The sequence below is a fragment of the Bacillus sp. REN16 genome (assembly GCF_020731355.1).
GTDB lineage: Bacteria > Bacillota > Bacilli > Bacillales > Bacillaceae_L > Ferdinandcohnia.
In genome coordinates this window covers 92,529-107,986 of the sequence record NZ_JAJFZK010000011.1, presented here as the reverse complement: position 1 = coordinate 107,986, position 15,458 = coordinate 92,529, and the positions used below count along the sequence as shown (strand labels likewise).

The 15,458-nt window shown below is 40.4% G+C and carries 14 protein-coding genes; 10 read left to right on the top strand and 4 right to left on the bottom strand.

Annotation, left to right across the window (positions count from 1 at the left end):
• Positions 1-57 precede the first annotated feature (57 nt).
• From LKW28_RS16515 to LKW28_RS16500, 4 genes are all read left to right on the top strand, one after another.
• On the top strand, positions 58-891 hold the full coding sequence (locus tag LKW28_RS16515; RefSeq protein WP_229141457.1) for a basic amino acid ABC transporter substrate-binding protein: 834 nt from the start codon (positions 58-60) through the stop codon (positions 889-891).
• A 76-nt stretch (positions 892-967) separates the two neighbouring features.
• Positions 968-1,624 (top strand): amino acid ABC transporter permease, encoded by a 657-nt coding sequence (locus tag LKW28_RS16510; protein ID WP_229141456.1) that lies wholly within the window; start codon positions 968-970, stop codon positions 1,622-1,624.
• On the top strand, positions 1,621-2,343 hold the full coding sequence (locus LKW28_RS16505; protein WP_229141455.1) for an amino acid ABC transporter ATP-binding protein: 723 nt from the start codon (positions 1,621-1,623) through the stop codon (positions 2,341-2,343). Before LKW28_RS16510 ends, LKW28_RS16505 begins: the two co-directional genes overlap by 4 nt.
• A 32-nt stretch (positions 2,344-2,375) precedes the next feature.
• Positions 2,376-2,912, top strand: a complete 537-nt coding sequence (locus LKW28_RS16500) for an HD domain-containing protein (RefSeq protein ID WP_229141454.1) — start codon at positions 2,376-2,378, stop codon at positions 2,910-2,912.
• A 39-nt stretch (positions 2,913-2,951) separates the two neighbouring features.
• On the opposite strand, the gene LKW28_RS16495 is transcribed toward LKW28_RS16500, so the two are convergent.
• The gene (locus LKW28_RS16495) at positions 2,952-4,118 is read right to left on the bottom strand and encodes an ROK family transcriptional regulator (protein WP_229141453.1); all 1,167 of its coding nucleotides are present in this window, start codon (positions 4,116-4,118) and stop codon (positions 2,952-2,954) included.
• 312 nt (positions 4,119-4,430) lie between these two features.
• On the opposite strand from LKW28_RS16495, the gene tkt reads away from it, so the two are divergent.
• Complete coding sequence (gene tkt / locus LKW28_RS16490) at positions 4,431-6,440, top strand: transketolase (RefSeq protein WP_229141452.1); 2,010 nt, start codon at positions 4,431-4,433, stop codon at positions 6,438-6,440.
• Between the two features lie 104 nt (positions 6,441-6,544).
• On the top strand, positions 6,545-7,210 hold the full coding sequence (gene fsa, locus LKW28_RS16485) for a fructose-6-phosphate aldolase (RefSeq protein WP_229141451.1): 666 nt from the start codon (positions 6,545-6,547) through the stop codon (positions 7,208-7,210).
• A gap of 518 nt (positions 7,211-7,728) precedes the next feature.
• Here the strand turns inward: fsa and LKW28_RS16480 are convergent.
• A complete protein-coding gene (locus LKW28_RS16480; protein WP_229141450.1) occupies positions 7,729-8,634 on the bottom strand; it encodes a nuclease-related domain-containing protein in 906 nt (301 codons plus the stop codon).
• A gap of 144 nt (positions 8,635-8,778) precedes the next feature.
• Here LKW28_RS16480 and LKW28_RS16475 point away from each other — a divergent pair, with 144 nt between their 5' ends.
• Positions 8,779-9,651 (top strand): DMT family transporter, encoded by an 873-nt coding sequence (locus LKW28_RS16475; protein WP_229141449.1) that lies wholly within the window; start codon positions 8,779-8,781, stop codon positions 9,649-9,651.
• A gap of 30 nt (positions 9,652-9,681) precedes the next feature.
• Here the strand turns inward: LKW28_RS16475 and LKW28_RS16470 are convergent, their stop codons facing one another.
• Positions 9,682-10,788 carry a PAS domain-containing sensor histidine kinase gene (locus tag LKW28_RS16470; protein WP_229141448.1) on the bottom strand — a complete coding sequence of 369 codons (1,107 nt, stop codon included), beginning with the start codon at positions 10,786-10,788 and terminating at the stop codon, positions 9,682-9,684.
• Complete coding sequence (locus tag LKW28_RS16465; RefSeq protein WP_229141447.1) at positions 10,781-11,449, bottom strand: response regulator transcription factor; 669 nt, start codon at positions 11,447-11,449, stop codon at positions 10,781-10,783. The genes LKW28_RS16470 and LKW28_RS16465 overlap by 8 nt, the downstream gene beginning before the upstream one ends.
• Positions 11,450-11,615: 166 nt before the next feature.
• Between LKW28_RS16465 and LKW28_RS16460 the strand changes: the two genes are divergently transcribed.
• From LKW28_RS16460 to LKW28_RS16450, 3 genes are read left to right on the top strand one after another with little or no spacing between them, the layout of a single operon-like run.
• Positions 11,616-12,701, top strand: a complete 1,086-nt coding sequence (locus LKW28_RS16460; protein WP_229141446.1) for a hypothetical protein — start codon at positions 11,616-11,618, stop codon at positions 12,699-12,701.
• Positions 12,688-14,856: a molybdopterin oxidoreductase family protein gene (locus LKW28_RS16455; protein WP_229141445.1), complete on the top strand. Its 2,169-nt coding sequence runs from the start codon at positions 12,688-12,690 to the stop codon at positions 14,854-14,856. The genes LKW28_RS16460 and LKW28_RS16455 overlap by 14 nt, the downstream gene beginning before the upstream one ends.
• The gene (locus LKW28_RS16450; protein WP_229141444.1) at positions 14,857-15,414 is read left to right on the top strand and encodes a 4Fe-4S dicluster domain-containing protein; all 558 of its coding nucleotides are present in this window, start codon (positions 14,857-14,859) and stop codon (positions 15,412-15,414) included.
• Positions 15,415-15,458: the final 44 nt, after the last annotated feature.

Below are 15,458 nucleotides of genomic sequence, written 5' to 3'. Positions count from 1 at the left end.
AATATAGTAAAAAAGTGAATTATTTAAATTTTATAAAAATAGAAAGGGGTTACATTTGTGAAAAAATTAACTGTTTTTTCAATCCTGCTTGTGTTTCTATTCTTAGCAGCCTGTGGAACGAGTGATACAAGTGGGGCAGGTGGAGAGAAAGAAGGAGAAGACTCAGGCAAAAAGACACTAAAAGTCATGACAGATGCAGCATATGCACCATTCGAATTCATGGAGGGTGACAAAATCGTCGGGTTTGAAATTGATGTAATAAAAGCTGTCGCTGAGGAAGCAGGATATGATTTAGATATCAAACATACTGGTTGGGATCCAATTTTCGTGGAGTTAAACAAAGGGTCATATGACATGGCAATTTCATCGATTTCGATTACGGAGGAGCGTCAAAAGGAATATCTATTTACGATTCCGTTCTTCCTATCGACGAACAAAATTATGATTCCTGAAGACAGTGATATTCAAACAGCAGATGACCTCAAAGGGAAAAAGGTGGCGGTTCAAGCTTCCACCACAGGACATTTTGCGGTTGAGAAGGTGCTTGGCGAAAAGCACCCGGACATTAAAGCATTTGAAAACAACAATCTGGCTATCCTTGAGCTTGAAAGCGGCGGTGCGGAAGCAGTAGTAGCAGATAACGGTGTTATTGAATACTATGCAGCACAAAATCCAGATAAAAAGCTAAAGGTTGTTGGAGACAAAGATACATTCGACGCAGAGTTTTATGGAATGATGTTCCCTAAAGGCAGCGACGACTTAAAAGCTGACTTTGATAAGGCGATTGAAGCTGTTATTGAAAGCGGAAAATACACAGAAATTTATAAAGAATGGTTTGGAGCGGAGCCAGATTTAGAAGCCCTTAAGGCAGAACAAGAAGCTTCAAAATAATAAGAAGAAAATGGCGTAACGACTTCAGCGTGTTACGCTTTTTTTTCCTTATCGAAATAAAACAGGGGGACACAGCATGAATCTTAATTTTGATATAATCATTGACTATCTTCCTTACTTTTGGAAGGGAACATTACTGACTATTGGATTATCAATTGCGGGTATTTTACTTGGAACAATCCTGGGCTTGTTCATCGGCCTTGGAAAAATGATTCACAATAAGTGGCTAGCATTTCCATTTGTATGCTATGTCACCTTCTTTCGGGGAACTCCTTTACTTGTCCAAATCTTCTTAGTTCACTTTGGGGTCGTCCCGATGTTTCTAGGCACCACAAATGGAATTATAGCCGGTGTCATCGCACTTACTTTGAATGCAGCGGCATACATAGCAGAAATTTTCAGAGCGGGTATTCAGTCCCTCGATCGGGGACAAATGGAGGCAGCACGTTCATTAGGAATGACACATGTACAAGCCATGAGATATGTCATTATCCCGCAAGCCTTCAAACGGATGATTCCTCCACTAGGAAACGAATTTGTCATTTTAATAAAAGATTCATCCCTTTTATCCGTAGTAGCCACTCCGGAAATCATGCATTGGGGCCGGATGATGATGGGACAGTATGCCAAAGTATGGGAGCCATATTTAATGGCAGCCTTCATTTATTTAATTCTTACTCTTTCATTAACTCTACTCCTGAACCATCTAGAAAAGAGGTTGAAAACTGAATGATTAAAGTAGACAATATTAAGAAATCGTTTGGGAAAAATGAGGTGCTCAAAGGGATCTCAGCCGATATCAACCCCCAAGAGGTTGTAGTGGTTATTGGGCCTTCAGGTTCCGGAAAATCAACCTTCCTGCGATGCATAAATTTATTAGAGAAGATTGATGATGGCCATGTCTATATTGAAGGAATCGATATTACAGATAAAAAGACAAACATCAACAAAATCAGAACAGATGTAGGAATGGTGTTTCAGCAGTTCAATCTTTTTCCTCACAAAACGGTGATGGAAAACATCATGCTTTCTCCCTTGAAAGTCAAAAAGCTTTCCAATGAAAAAGCATATAATAAAGGGATGGAGCTTTTGAAAAAGGTAGGCCTTTCTGAAAAAGCGGATGCCTACCCAGATTCACTGTCCGGTGGCCAAAAACAGCGTGTCGCAATAGCTAGGGCACTCGCGATGGAGCCGAAAATCATGCTATTTGATGAACCGACCTCTGCTCTCGACCCCGAAATGGTTGGAGAGGTTTTAGAGGTTATGAAGCAGCTGGCGCGAGAGGGAATGACCATGGTCGTTGTAACCCACGAAATGGGCTTTGCGCGTGAAGTTGGCGACCGTGTACTCTTTATGGACGATGGCTATATTGTTGAGGAAAACAAGCCAAAAGAATTGTTTGAAAACCCTCAACATGATCGTACAAAAGCTTTTTTAAGTAAAATTCTTTAATCCTAAAGGCTGTTTTATAAGGAGGCCAAAAAATGGACATGATTGAAAAAGCAATCATTGTAGCGAGTAAGGCACATGACGGGCAATACCGAAAGCTAACTAATATTCCATATATCACACATCCACTTGGTGTCGGTCTGCTGTTAATTAAGATAAATGCACGCGAGGAACTGGTAGTAGCAGGAATCTTACACGATACTGTGGAGGATACAGAAATTACTTTAGAGGATATAAAAAACGGTTTTAGTGAAGAAGTAGCAGAACTTGTAGAAGGATGCTCAGAGCCCGATAAATCACTGCCTTGGGAAGCAAGGAAGGAGCACACGATTTCCTTTCTAAGAACGGCATCAGAAGACACTCGTACAGTCGTATGTGCGGATAAACTACATAATATTCGTTCGATTATCCGTGATTATAGGGATCAGGGTGAGCAAGTATGGCGCAGATTTAGCCGCGGCAAGGAAAAACAAGAGTGGTACTACCGAAATGTAACAGATAGCCTGGGGTATGCCTCAACCTTTCCATTATTAGAGGAGCTAAAAAAGGAAGTAGACAGATTGTTTGGTTAAGTATACTGCATTGCAAAAAAAGGAGCTGCTGGGCTCCTTTTACGTATTTTTATAAGTGAGATTAATCATTGGTACGCCTAAGAATCTCTTAATTGCCAGGGCACAGGCCCCCATTTGAACGGATCGTTTCCCAAAAGATGAGACTGTTAACTGGCGATAATGATTAATAGTGGAGGTGAGATGTTCCTCTATTTTTTCAATCGCATCTGGGTAAAGACGCAGGATTTCACCGTCAAGTACGATTGTGTCCGGGTTATACATATTAATCATATTATTTAAACCAATCGAAAGGTAGTAAATAAATTGATCGAGACTTTCATTAATGTCCTTGTCGCCTGCCTCAATAAGCTTTTGTAAATCATCATAGGAAAAAGATGATAGGTTTTTTTCCGCTTTTAGATTTTGAAGAAAGACTGTTTCTGAGGCATATTGTTCCCAGCAGCCTTCATTGCCACATGAACATGGTCTGCCATGTGGAACCACAATCATATGCCCGATTTCACCGGCAAAACCGTCATTCCCCCTGAAAAAATGATTATCTACAATCATTCCGAGTCCAATTCCAGAATATATCGTTGCGCACAGAAGACTGTTTGTTTCATGATGGTGAAACACTCTCTCAGCAAAAGCGGATATATTTGCGTTATTTTCGATTTGAATGTTGAGACTGCACGCTTTTTCGAGGTCAGCCTTCAAATCTACAGATCGCCACAGGAAGCGAGGCACAAAATGAATTTTTTCATCTTTTCCTACAAGCCCGTGAATCGCTATCACGACCCCGATAATGCCGTAGCGATTATCATTGAACTCCTTATCAAATAAATTAATTTGTTCAATTAGAATTTGCAGAATGTAGTCATAGTCTAGACTTTTACATTCAATTGTTCTTTCGGAAACAGGATTCCCGAGCAGGTCTGAAATGGTAAAAGAGATTTGTTCGTAGTCTACATCTATACCAAGTGCATAGCCTGCATTCGCGTTCAAAGAAAGCATAATTGGCTTTCTTCCCACAGTATTATGCACGAGCTGTGTTTCGATGATTAATCCATCATCTAATAAGTCAGCAACCTGTGCAGAGACCGTCGCTCTTGTAAGTGCGGTTGCTTTGGAAATGTCAGCTCTTGAAATCATGCCTTCCTCTACTATTTTCTCCAAAATAAGCGAGCGATTTATTTTTTTTATATATGCTGCATCTCCAGTGATCATATAAATCCCCCATTTGACAGTAAGTACAACTATTTCAATGCAATTATTCATCCTTAAATTACACATAATGATACGTAATATGCGCATTTGTTTTTGACGGCGCTTTCAAAAAAGGATAAAAAACATTTGAAGTAATTGTTTATGTTAGATAATTGACGAATAAAGATAAGGGTGGTACATTATTAATGGTTATAATTTGTTTAGTGAACGAATTAATTATACATCTTATTTTAAAGATTGAAAAGATTGGATTTTTTAGGTAGGGTATTACAATATAGAATTATTAATTTAATAGTTTGGGAGAGTGGTAAAATGAAAACGGCTTTAAATGAAAAAGAACTTGATTTGTTATCAATTAACACAATTCGAACACTTTCTATTGATGCTATCGAGAAAGCAAATTCTGGACACCCAGGATTGCCTATGGGTGCTGCGCCTATGGCTTACACTTTGTGGGCAAAAGAAATGAATCACAATCCTGCAAATCCAAATTGGTTCAACCGAGATCGCTTTGTTTTATCAGCTGGACATGGTTCCATGCTTTTATATAGCTTATTACATTTATTTGGTTATGATGTAACAATTGAAGACTTGAAAGGTTTCCGCCAATGGGGAAGCCGAACTCCAGGACATCCCGAGTTTGGACATACTTCTGGTGTAGAAGCAACTACTGGTCCTCTAGGACAAGGTATTGCGATGTCTGTTGGTATGGCAATGGCCGAAAGACATTTAGCGGCAACCTACAACAAAGATAATTACGACTTAGTCAACCACTTCACATATGCACTCTGTGGTGATGGAGACTTAATGGAAGGTGTTTCTGCGGAAGCGGCTTCACTTGCAGGTCATTTAAAATTAGGACGTCTAATCGTTATGTACGATTCAAACGACATTTCATTAGATGGTGATTTAAACCTTTCTTTCTCTGAAAGTGTTGAAGGTCGTTTTAAAGCATACGGATGGCAAGTAATCCGTGTTGAAAACGGAAATGATACGGATGAAATTCAAAAAGCATTACAAGAAGCAAAAGCAGATTTAAACCGTCCAACTTTAATTGAAATTAAAACAACAATCGGTTTCGGTTCTCCAAATAAAGGTGGAAAATCTGCATCACACGGTGCTCCACTAGGTAAAGACGAAACTTCATTAACAAAAGCTGCGTACGGCTGGAATTATGAAGAGCCATTCTTCGTTCCAGAAGAAGTAAAAGAGCACTACGGTCAATTTTTAGAAGCTGGTAAGCAAAAAGAAAGTGTATGGAATGAATTATTTGCAGAATATAAAAAAGAATACCCGGAATTAGCGAAGCAATTTGAAATGGCATTAAATGGCGAGCTTCCTGAAAACTGGGAAGCTGCACTCCCAAGCTTTGAGGCTGGAACTTCAGTGGCAACGCGTGATGCATCTGGTAAATCATTAAATGCTGCTGCTACTGCAATTCCACAGTTAATCGGCGGATCAGCAGACTTAGCAGGTTCAAACAAAACGTTAATCACTTCTGAAAAGAACTATGCAATCGACAGCTTTGCTGCTCGTAACATCTGGTTTGGTGTTCGTGAATTTGCAATGGGTGCTGCAATCAACGGTATGGCACTTCATGGCGGAGTAAAAGTATTCGGAGCAACTTTCTTCGTATTCTCTGATTACCTACGTCCAGCAATCCGTTTAGCTGCTTTAATGAAGCTACCTGTAACATATGTATTTACACATGATTCAATCGCAGTTGGTGAAGACGGCCCAACACATGAGCCAGTTGAGCAATTAGCTGCATTACGTGCAATGCCAGGTCTTTCAATCCTACGTCCAGCTGACGCAAAAGAAACTGCAGCAGCATGGCGCTTAAGCATTGAAAGTACGGATACTCCAACAGCACTTGTCTTAACTCGTCAAGGACTTCCTACTTTAGGGCTTGATCAAGAAGCTGTGTATGAAGGTGTTAAAAAAGGTGCTTACGTTGTTTCTGAAGCAAAAGGAGAAGTTGCGGGTCTATTACTTGCAACAGGTTCTGAAGTTTCACTTGCGATTGGTGCACAACAAGAGCTTGAAAAAGAAGGCATCTTCGTTTCAGTCGTAAGTATGCCAAGCTGGGATCGCTTTGAAAAGCAATCTGCTGAGTACAAAGAAAGTGTTCTTCCAAAATCTGTTAAAGCTCGTCTTGGAATCGAAATGGCATCTCCGCTTGGATGGAAAGAATTCGTTGGTGACCAAGGTAAAGTTCTTGCTATTAACACATTTGGAGCATCTGCACCTGCAGATAAAGTTCTTGCTGAGTACGGCTTTACAGTAGAGAATGTTGTTAAGAACTTTAAAGAAGTACTGTAATATAGTAGTTTTTACTAATCGCATTTGACTTAACCTTGCGAATAGGTGAGTCAAATGTGTTAAAAATATCTGTGATATAATAAAGTTACTGGAGGGAAAAAGAAATGAAATTTTTTATCGATACAGCTAACCTGGAAGATATTAAAAAAGCGTATAAAATGGGTGTACTATCTGGTGTAACAACTAACCCATCACTTGTAGTAAAAGAAGGCGTTAAATTCGAAGACCGCATCGCTGAAATCCTTCAAGCTGTGCCAGAGGTAGAAAGCGTATCTGCTGAAGTATCTCCAAGCGCTGAAACAGCTGAACAAATGATTGCTGAAGCAGAAGAGCTTCTAAAAATTAACGGTGGCGACAAAAACATCACAATCAAAGTTCCGATGACAGTAGCAGGTTTAGAAGCTACTCGCTACCTAGCTAAAAAAGGCGTTAAAACAAACGTTACTTTAATCTTCACAATGAATCAAGCATTATTAGCAGCTCGTGCTGGTGCAACATATGTATCACCATTCTTGGGCCGTCTTGACGACATCTCTGAAGATGGTGTACAACTTGTAGCTAAAATCGCTGAGCTATTCCGTGTTCACAACTTAGATGCTCAAATTATCGCTGCATCCGTAAGACACCCAGACCACGTTACTCGCGTAGCATTGGCTGGTGCACATATCGCAACTATTCCATACTCTGTAATTGAGCAACTTACAAAGCACCCACTTACAGACCAAGGTTTAGAAAAATTCGCAGCTGACTGGGTAAAAGCAGTAAAATAATTGAGATTTTTACGTTTTAAGGGAAACCCCAGTTCGCGCGGTGCGGATTGGGGTTTTTTAGGTTAACAAAATAAGTTGGCGCGGCGGAATGAAGAGGAAAAGGAGCGAGGAATGGTGGGCAAATCCCTTTCATCGCAGTAATGAAGAGGAAAAGGAGCGAGGGATTAAGTCCGAATCCCCTTCATCGCGTCAATGAAGAGGAAAAAGAGCGAGGAATCAATCACGAATCCCGTTCATCGCTTTGATGAAGAGGAAAAGGGTCGAGGAATCGTGCGCAAATCCCTTTCATCTCTGTAATGAAGAGGAAAAGGAGCAAGGAATCGTGTGCAAATCCCTTTCATCCCGTCAATGAAGAGGAAAAGAAGCGAGGAACCATGCCCGAATCCCGTTCATCGAGTTAATGAAGAGGAAAAGGGGCAAGGAGACTCGCCTAATTCCCCTTCAAAAATAATGTAAGCTATTATAAGTAAATTTTTATACAAGCACGCCTCTTTTTCAAAAAGCACAAACGCTTTAATTCAAACAAAAAATGACCATTGATGAGTTCCCACTAATGTGAAATTCTTAGAAAGAATGTAACGAATTCTCTCCTTTGACGGAACCACCCGACACCAATCATAAACAATATTCGTTGTAATCTTTTCGTCCGGGAATAGGATCGTAAATTCCTTAACAGCTCGCAGTACGGCATCTGAAACCAATTCTTTGTGTCCGCATGTTTCACATCTACATTTCCGACCCTCAATTACGATAGAAAATGAATCACATACCGCGCAGGTAAGCCCTTTTCGTAAACCGTCGTAATGATAACTAGGAATCTTAGAATAAGGGGATTTGGTGATATGTAATGAAACTAACAGATCAGCAATCCTTTTCTGTTTTTCGTTTATTTTTGATGGGTCTGCATCCAAGGAGCCCATGTAATTTTTGAGTTGCGTCGGTAAAATAGCTTGTAAATTTAGGGGTGCTTGGTAAAGGGTGAAAGTAGGATTGATAAAGACAACAGAAGCATCAATCGGGAGGTGACTTCCGTGGTTACGAAGCAATTGACTCAATAATGATTCACTTCGACTCAATTGAAGTAGGGGATTCGTCACTTCGTGTTTGGGTTTCTTTAATAGTTTGTTCGATTCATAAAAGTAGTCGCCTTCATAATTTTTCACTTCATAGAATTGAAGTTTTGCATTGATCAAAATGGAAGTGTCGATTTGGAAGATTGTGTTATTCACTTCAAGTAATAAATCATTTATTACTAAGCAGTCACATTGAAGTTTTTCTGTAAAAGAATCGAATCGTACTTCTCCTTCGTACCCTTTTTTCAGATTCGTAAAATACTGCTTGTCCTTGCTGGATAACTCTGTTCGCTTGTTTAAAAACTCAAAAATAGTTAATTCTTCGGACTTAGTACGAGGTTTATAAATCATAGTCCACATCCTTTTCTAATAGTTAAATTCATTATATTTGAAAAATTAGTAGATTCAAAGAGAAATCGTAGTCGCCAATGATTGAATTCGATGATATCGAGACAAAATAAATCAAAGTAGCGTAATTAGTGGAAGGTGTTATAGATGTTAAAAGCCTATTCTTGGCTGACTTTTTGTGTAGTGGTATGGGGAAGCAATTTTGTATTTGGTAAAATATTAGTTGTACATTTTTCGCCGACCATGTTAACGATGTTAAGACTTTTGTTTATTGTCCTCTTTTTAATGGGATTGTCCACATTCAATAAAGGGAAGAAATCGATTAATAGATCTGATCTTGTTTCCATTCTCATACTTGGAGTGGTTGGTGTTTTCATCAACCAGTGGACATTTTTTAAAGGATTAGAGACGGCTGATCCAACCACATCCGCATTAATTTTAGCAACGACTCCCATTTTAACGGGAATTTTAGCAGCTCTATTTTTGAAGGAAAAATTTACGATGCGTATGTTAGTAGGATCCATTGTTGCCATTGTAGGGATTTTCTTTGTTGTCACAAAAGGGACATTTTCTTCGATTCATGTGGATAAGGGGCTTTTATGGATCGTTTTAACGATGATTACATTTGCAGTTATGATTATTATGACAAGACTACTATCGACGCGAATGTCCCCGATGGCCATTACGTTATATTCAAATATCGTGGGGCTGATTGTGTCGATTCCGTTTGCGTTTACAATCGACACTCCACTAAGAATAAGCTCCACAATTTCCGATTGGGCCTTGTTGATTGTAACTGCCGTTGTTGTGCATGGCATTGCAAATCTTATCTGGAATAACTATATTAGATATGTCGATGCCTCGAAGGCTTCTATATTATCTAATCTGGAACCCTTTGTTGCGATGCTAATGGGATTCATCATATTATTGAAACCAATAACGGGTGCGGAAATAGTGGGATCTCTGTTCATTGTTGGAGGTGTCATTTTATCTACTTATCAGAGAAAAGTTTCAAAATAAAGGCCTGCCCAAGGGCAGGCCATCATATTTCTATTTCGGTACGACAAGCTTCAGCGTTGTTCCTTTTCCAACTTCAGACTCCAAAGTAATGCTCCCGCCGATACCTCGGGCACGTTCTTCCATACTAAAGAGGCCGACGCCGTTTCCTTTTTCATCGCTAGTAAAGCCTTGGCCATTGTCAATTACCTCAACAGTGACATCATACTCTTCTTCATGAATTTTAACAATGGCATCAGACACATTTGCGTATTTCGCAGTATTTGTTAACGCTTCTTGGACAACGCGATAAATCGTTGTTTCCTTATGGATATCCAGACGCGTCTTTAATGTACATTCAAATTCAACATGAATCCCGTAATGCTGGGAGTAGTTTTCAACATATTTACGAAGTGCTGGGACAACGCCTAGGTCATCGAGAACGGAAGGGCGTAGCTCCCAGGCAAGACCTCGAATATCCTCCATCATAAAAGAAACATCCTGACGCAATTGCCCGAGACGTTCATCTGGCTTTTCACTTAGCATCTGATCAAGCTGTATCAATAATGAAAACATACTTTGCCCAATTCCATCATGAAGCTCACGTGAAAAACGCTTCCGCTCTTCTTCTTGAATGCTGATCACACGTGTCATCATATTTTTTAGTTCTTCCTGGGTTTCTTTTAATGCAGTGACCTCGTGACGAACAGCTAAATATTGATTTGGGCGTCCATTTTCAGCTAAAATCGGAACAATTGTCGTATCGACCCAATAATAGGAACCGTCCTTCGCTTTGTTTTTAATTTCACCCTTCCAGACATGACCAGAACCAATCGTCCTCCACATTTCCTTCCAAAATTCCTTGTCATGGTGTCCAGAATTAATGACTCGGTGATCCTGCCCTAATAGTTCTGCTTTCGAATACTTCGAGATTTCACAAAACTTATTATTAATGTATTGAATTTTTCCTTGTCGATCAGTGATTGCCACGATTGAGGATTCATCCAGTGCAAATGTTAAATCCGCAAGATGTCGCAATGATTTTTCAACATCCTCCCGAAAATTTGAATCCTCTATATGCTTATCTAGATCTGCAAGAAGTGAAACGACACTGGGGCCGCCAATTTCGGATTGGTGTTTGAGTCGATCAATTTTATTCAAAATGTAGCAATCCTTTCTTCATTGCATATTTCACAAGTTCAGGCCGTGTTTTCAAACCGAGTTTTTCCATCAAATTGCTTTTATGAGATTCAACGGTTTTTACACTAATCACTAGATGCTCCGCAATTTCTTTATTGGAATATCCCTTTGCAATCCATTCTAGCACTTCTTTTTCACGCTCAGACAGCAAGGCAAAGGAATCTGCGTTATCCCCATTTTTGACACGATCTAAATAGCCGCTCATTAGCACCTTTGTTGCGGAAGGGGTTAAGTACGCATTGCCTGAGGAAACAGACTCAATCGCCCCGAGTAAATCCTCGTGTGGAGCATTTTTTAAAATATAACCAGAAGCTCCGGCATGAATCGCTCTAAATAAATACTCCTCATCATCGTGCATTGTTAAAATCAAAATCGCGATCTTTGGCATAAGCTCATGAAGCTCTTGTGTAGCAGTCAACCCGTCTTTTCCGTGTGGCATGCTTAAGTCCATGAGTACCACATCAGGGTTTAATTCCCTTGCTTTTTTTATCGCCTCGTCCCCTTCAGAAGCTTCCCCAATGACTTCTATATGATTTTTACCGTTCAACAGTATCATCAGTCCTGAACGGACAACGGCATGATCGTCAACAATCAGTAGTTTAACCACAATAAACCTCCCCATAAATCTTCAGTACTCTTATTATAACATGTTAACTAAGCGATTTTGAGTTCAAGAAATTGTTACAATTAAGGGGTTTTTCGATCAAAGATAGGGGTGTTCCCTGATATGTTTTAAATCACAGTTCTTCTACAATAAGTATAAGTTAATCGATTGAGGAGGAGTTCGTATGCAGGCAAAAGCTGCTGCCGTCCAAAAGAAGCAGTCACCGGCTTATAATAATGCATTTGCTTCAAAGTTTGCCAAGTCCATGTTTTTATCTGTTCTAGGGCTGGCTTTATTATCATTTATCGGAACACGAATGTTTACACATGTTGATTTAAATCTTTATGGCTATATGGTTGGAACCATCGTTTTTATTGGAGGATTCTTTTATCGCTTTATTGCGTGGGGGGAAAGACCGCCAACTAAGATCATTATTAAAAAAGGAATAAAACTGCTGTTTCGAAAATCAACACCAAAAACATCAGTTGAGCATTTGGGTACATACAATTTCATCTGGAATAGGGGAATTTACCGATGGACCCAACATATTTTAATCGGTTGGGGCTGTATCCTTTCTTGTTTTGTTACATTTCCACTTGTCTTCGGTTGGATGTACTTCACGATGGATGACAATGGCTACTACAACATTATCGCAATGGGAATAAAGGTGATGACTGTTCCAGCGGACGGTATCATCGCAAACCTTTCCTATAATGCATTAAATATTACGGCTGTGATGGTAATCATGGGAGTTTGTATGGCGCTTTACCGTCGAGTGAAAAACTTCCAAGCGAAAGCAGAACAAAAGTTTATTTATGACTTGATGCCGTTGTATATGCTGTTATTCGTAAGTATTACCGGTTTACTTTTAACCTTCATGAACATTTTCTTACATGGGGCTGGTCAGCCTGTGATGTCCTTGATTCACCAATGGTCGGTTATTATCACACTGATTTACCTGCCATTCGGAAAGCTTGCTCATATTCCATTCCGTCCAATGAGTGTATTGGCGAGAAACTATCGTGAGCATTATGCCGAAAAAGAAACGAAGCAATGTAAGGTTTGTGGAGCGGGCTTTGTTTCCGTAGATCAATCTCAAGATGTCATCGAGGTACTCGATGTTAACGATATTCATTTTAAAACAAAAGAAGGCCATCATTTAGCTGAAATGTGTCTTCCATGTCGAAGAAAATACCGGATTGCACAATTTTCCGGCTTCCCGACCCACGAGGTAAAAGTCAAGGAGGCAAATCAGAATGCAAAGGGATAAGTTTTTTAAAGAGATCGAAAATGTCATTCATCCAAATGAAAAATTAATTAAAACACATTGCAGCTATTGCGGGATGCAATGTGGAATGAATCTTAGAGTTAACACAGCGACAAATAAAATTATCGGTGTTGAACCGCGCTATGACTGGCCAGTAACTGTCGGAAAAATGTGTCCGAAAGGAGTTACTGCCTACCAACAAACGAATCATAAGGACCGGATCTTAAAACCGCTTATCCGCGATGATGCTTCATTAAAAGGAACGACAAAAGGTTTTCGTGAAGCAAGCTGGGATGAGGCATATCATTTAATCGCCAAAAAATTCACGAAACTGCAAGAGGAATATGGGAAGGATTCATTATCTGTCTTCAGTGGAGTGTCAATGACGAATGAAAAATGCTATTTAACAGGGAAGTTTGCTCGTGTGGCACTTGGTACTCGCTACATCGACTACAACGGACGTTTCTGTATGTCAAGTGCGGCCGGCGGATTCCTTCGTTCATTTGGGGTTGACCGTGGATCAACACTTCCATGGACAGATATTCATGAAACGGATTGCTTATTTATAGCAGGAAGCAATACAGCTGAATGTCATCCGACCTCCATGTTCCGCGTTTGGAACGTTCAGGAACGGGGCGGCTATATCATTGTTGTTGACCCGCGTGAAACACCAGTAGCTAGAAGAGCGGATATACATTTAGATTTAAAACCAGGAACGGACCTGGCATTAGCAAATGGAATTTTACATTTATTGATTGAAAACGGATATGCAGATGAAGAATTTATCGCCAATCACACGAATGGCTTTGAAGAGACGCGGGAGCTTGTGAAGGAATTCACACCTGAATACACAAGCGAGTTAACTGGGGTAGCACCTGAAAAAATTATTCGTGCAGCAGAAATTTACGGAAAAGCACCAAACGCAGTGGTTATGTTTGCCCGCGGGATTGAGCAGCAGCATAAGGGTGTCGACAATGTATCCGGCTATACGAATATGGCACTTGTCACTGGTAAAATTGGTCGACCAAAATCAGGTGTTGCGACTTTCACAGGTCAAGGAAACGGTCAAGGTGGCCGCGAACATGGACAAAAATCAGATCTATTGCCAGGCTATCGCAAACTGACAAACCCAGAGCATGTGAAAGAGGTCTGTCAGGTTTGGGGGATTACACCAGAAGAAATGCCGCAACCAGGTGTATCCGCGTATGAAATGTTTGAGCTAATGGAGCAAAAAACAATTCGTGGTTTATATTTACTTTGCTCGAATCCAGCTGTATCTGCACCAAACCTAAACTTTGTGAGAAAAGCTCTTAAATCATTGGACTTCATGGTGTGTGCAGACTTTTACTTATCAGAATCTGCAGAGTTTGCAGATGTCGTTCTACCGTCTGTGACATGGTCTGAGGACGAAGGAACTGTAACCAATCTCGAAGGACGCATCATCAAAATTAATAAAGCACAAGAACCAATTGGTGAATCTAAGCCTGATTGGCAAATGCAGGTTGAGCTTGCAGAGCGTCTTGGAAGAGGAAAATATTTTTCACATTTAAAAACAGCTAGCGATGTTGCCGACGAATTCCGTCTTGCTAGTAAGGGCGGCTATGCCGACTACTACGGAGCAACATGGGATAAAATCGATAAGCAGGACGGGGTTTTCTGGCCTTGCCGTGATGAAGAAGATAAGGGAACACCACATATGTTCCTCGATAAAAAATTCTATCATCCAGATGGAAAAGCAAAGATTTGTGCATTGCCATACCGTCCGCCGGCTGAAGAACCGGATGAAACGTATCCGCTTCGCCTCACAACGGGACGTGTAGTGTACCACTATCTATCAGGAAACCAAACAAGACGTATCCCGTTCCTGCACGATATGTGTCCAGAACCATATGTTGAGGTCCATCCGGAAACGGCAGCGAAATACGATATTCAGCATGAAGAACGAGTTCGTCTTTTTACAAGAAGAGGCGAAAGTATCTACAAAGTAAAAATCACAGAAGCAATCCGAAAAGATACCGTGTTTGTTCCGTATCATTTCGGTCATGAAGAATCTATTAATCTACTGACAATTGCAGCGCTTGATCCGATCTCAAAAATGCCGGAATTCAAGGCATGTGCTGCCCAGATTGAAAAACTAGTTGTAAAGAAGGTGCAGTAAATGCAAAAGAGGCTTTACTTAGAACTTGAAAACTGTATCGGCTGCCGCTCTTGTCTTGCGGCTTGTACACAGTGCGGGGGGCATGAAGAACGGAACCGAAACTATGTGTATGATGTTAATCCGCTTGTGAACAGGCAGACCATGCCGCTTATGTGCCTTCATTGTGTGAACCCAGCGTGTGCAAGAAGCTGTCCGGCGCAAGCAATTCAAATCCATGAGTCTGGTGCGGTCCTATCTGCACTCGTAGAAAAATGCATTGGCTGTCAAAACTGTACGATTGCGTGCCCTTATGGAATTCCAAAGTTCGATGAAGAGCAAAACTTGATGTACAAATGTGACCTTTGTATCGATCGCTCAAAGGATGGCATTCCACCAATGTGTGCAAGTGTTTGTCCATCAAACACTATTCAATGGCTGACAGATGAAGAAATTGAGGCGAAGAAACAAAGCCACAATCTCGACAACGGAAAATGGGTCACAAGTATGCCGCTTGAAGGAGAAACAAACGTAAAAATTAGTTTACCTGGTATTTTACAGGGTATTGAGAAGTTATTTTAGAAAAGTGTTCGAAGTGTCATGTCACCGCACTTTTTGAACATCCG

What these genes read in the sequence shown, in the direction of transcription:
- LKW28_RS16510 (WP_229141456.1), top strand. Translation starts at nt 968, where the DNA reads ATGAATCTTAATTTTGATATAATCATTGACTATCTTCCTTACTTTTGG.
- LKW28_RS16505 (WP_229141455.1), top strand. Translation starts at nt 1,621, where the DNA reads ATGATTAAAGTAGACAATATTAAGAAATCGTTTGGGAAAAATGAGGTG.
- LKW28_RS16500 (WP_229141454.1), top strand. Translation starts at nt 2,376, where the DNA reads ATGGACATGATTGAAAAAGCAATCATTGTAGCGAGTAAGGCACATGAC.
- LKW28_RS16495 (WP_229141453.1), bottom strand. Translation starts at nt 4,118, where the DNA reads ATGATCACTGGAGATGCAGCATATATAAAAAAAATAAATCGCTCGCTT.
- tkt (WP_229141452.1), top strand. Translation starts at nt 4,431, where the DNA reads ATGAAAACGGCTTTAAATGAAAAAGAACTTGATTTGTTATCAATTAAC.
- fsa (WP_229141451.1), top strand. Translation starts at nt 6,545, where the DNA reads ATGAAATTTTTTATCGATACAGCTAACCTGGAAGATATTAAAAAAGCG.
- LKW28_RS16480 (WP_229141450.1), bottom strand. Translation starts at nt 8,634, where the DNA reads ATGATTTATAAACCTCGTACTAAGTCCGAAGAATTAACTATTTTTGAG.
- LKW28_RS16475 (WP_229141449.1), top strand. Translation starts at nt 8,779, where the DNA reads ATGTTAAAAGCCTATTCTTGGCTGACTTTTTGTGTAGTGGTATGGGGA.
- LKW28_RS16465 (WP_229141447.1), bottom strand. Translation starts at nt 11,449, where the DNA reads ATGGGGAGGTTTATTGTGGTTAAACTACTGATTGTTGACGATCATGCC.
- LKW28_RS16460 (WP_229141446.1), top strand. Translation starts at nt 11,616, where the DNA reads ATGCAGGCAAAAGCTGCTGCCGTCCAAAAGAAGCAGTCACCGGCTTAT.
- LKW28_RS16455 (WP_229141445.1), top strand. Translation starts at nt 12,688, where the DNA reads ATGCAAAGGGATAAGTTTTTTAAAGAGATCGAAAATGTCATTCATCCA.
- LKW28_RS16450 (WP_229141444.1), top strand. Translation starts at nt 14,857, where the DNA reads ATGCAAAAGAGGCTTTACTTAGAACTTGAAAACTGTATCGGCTGCCGC.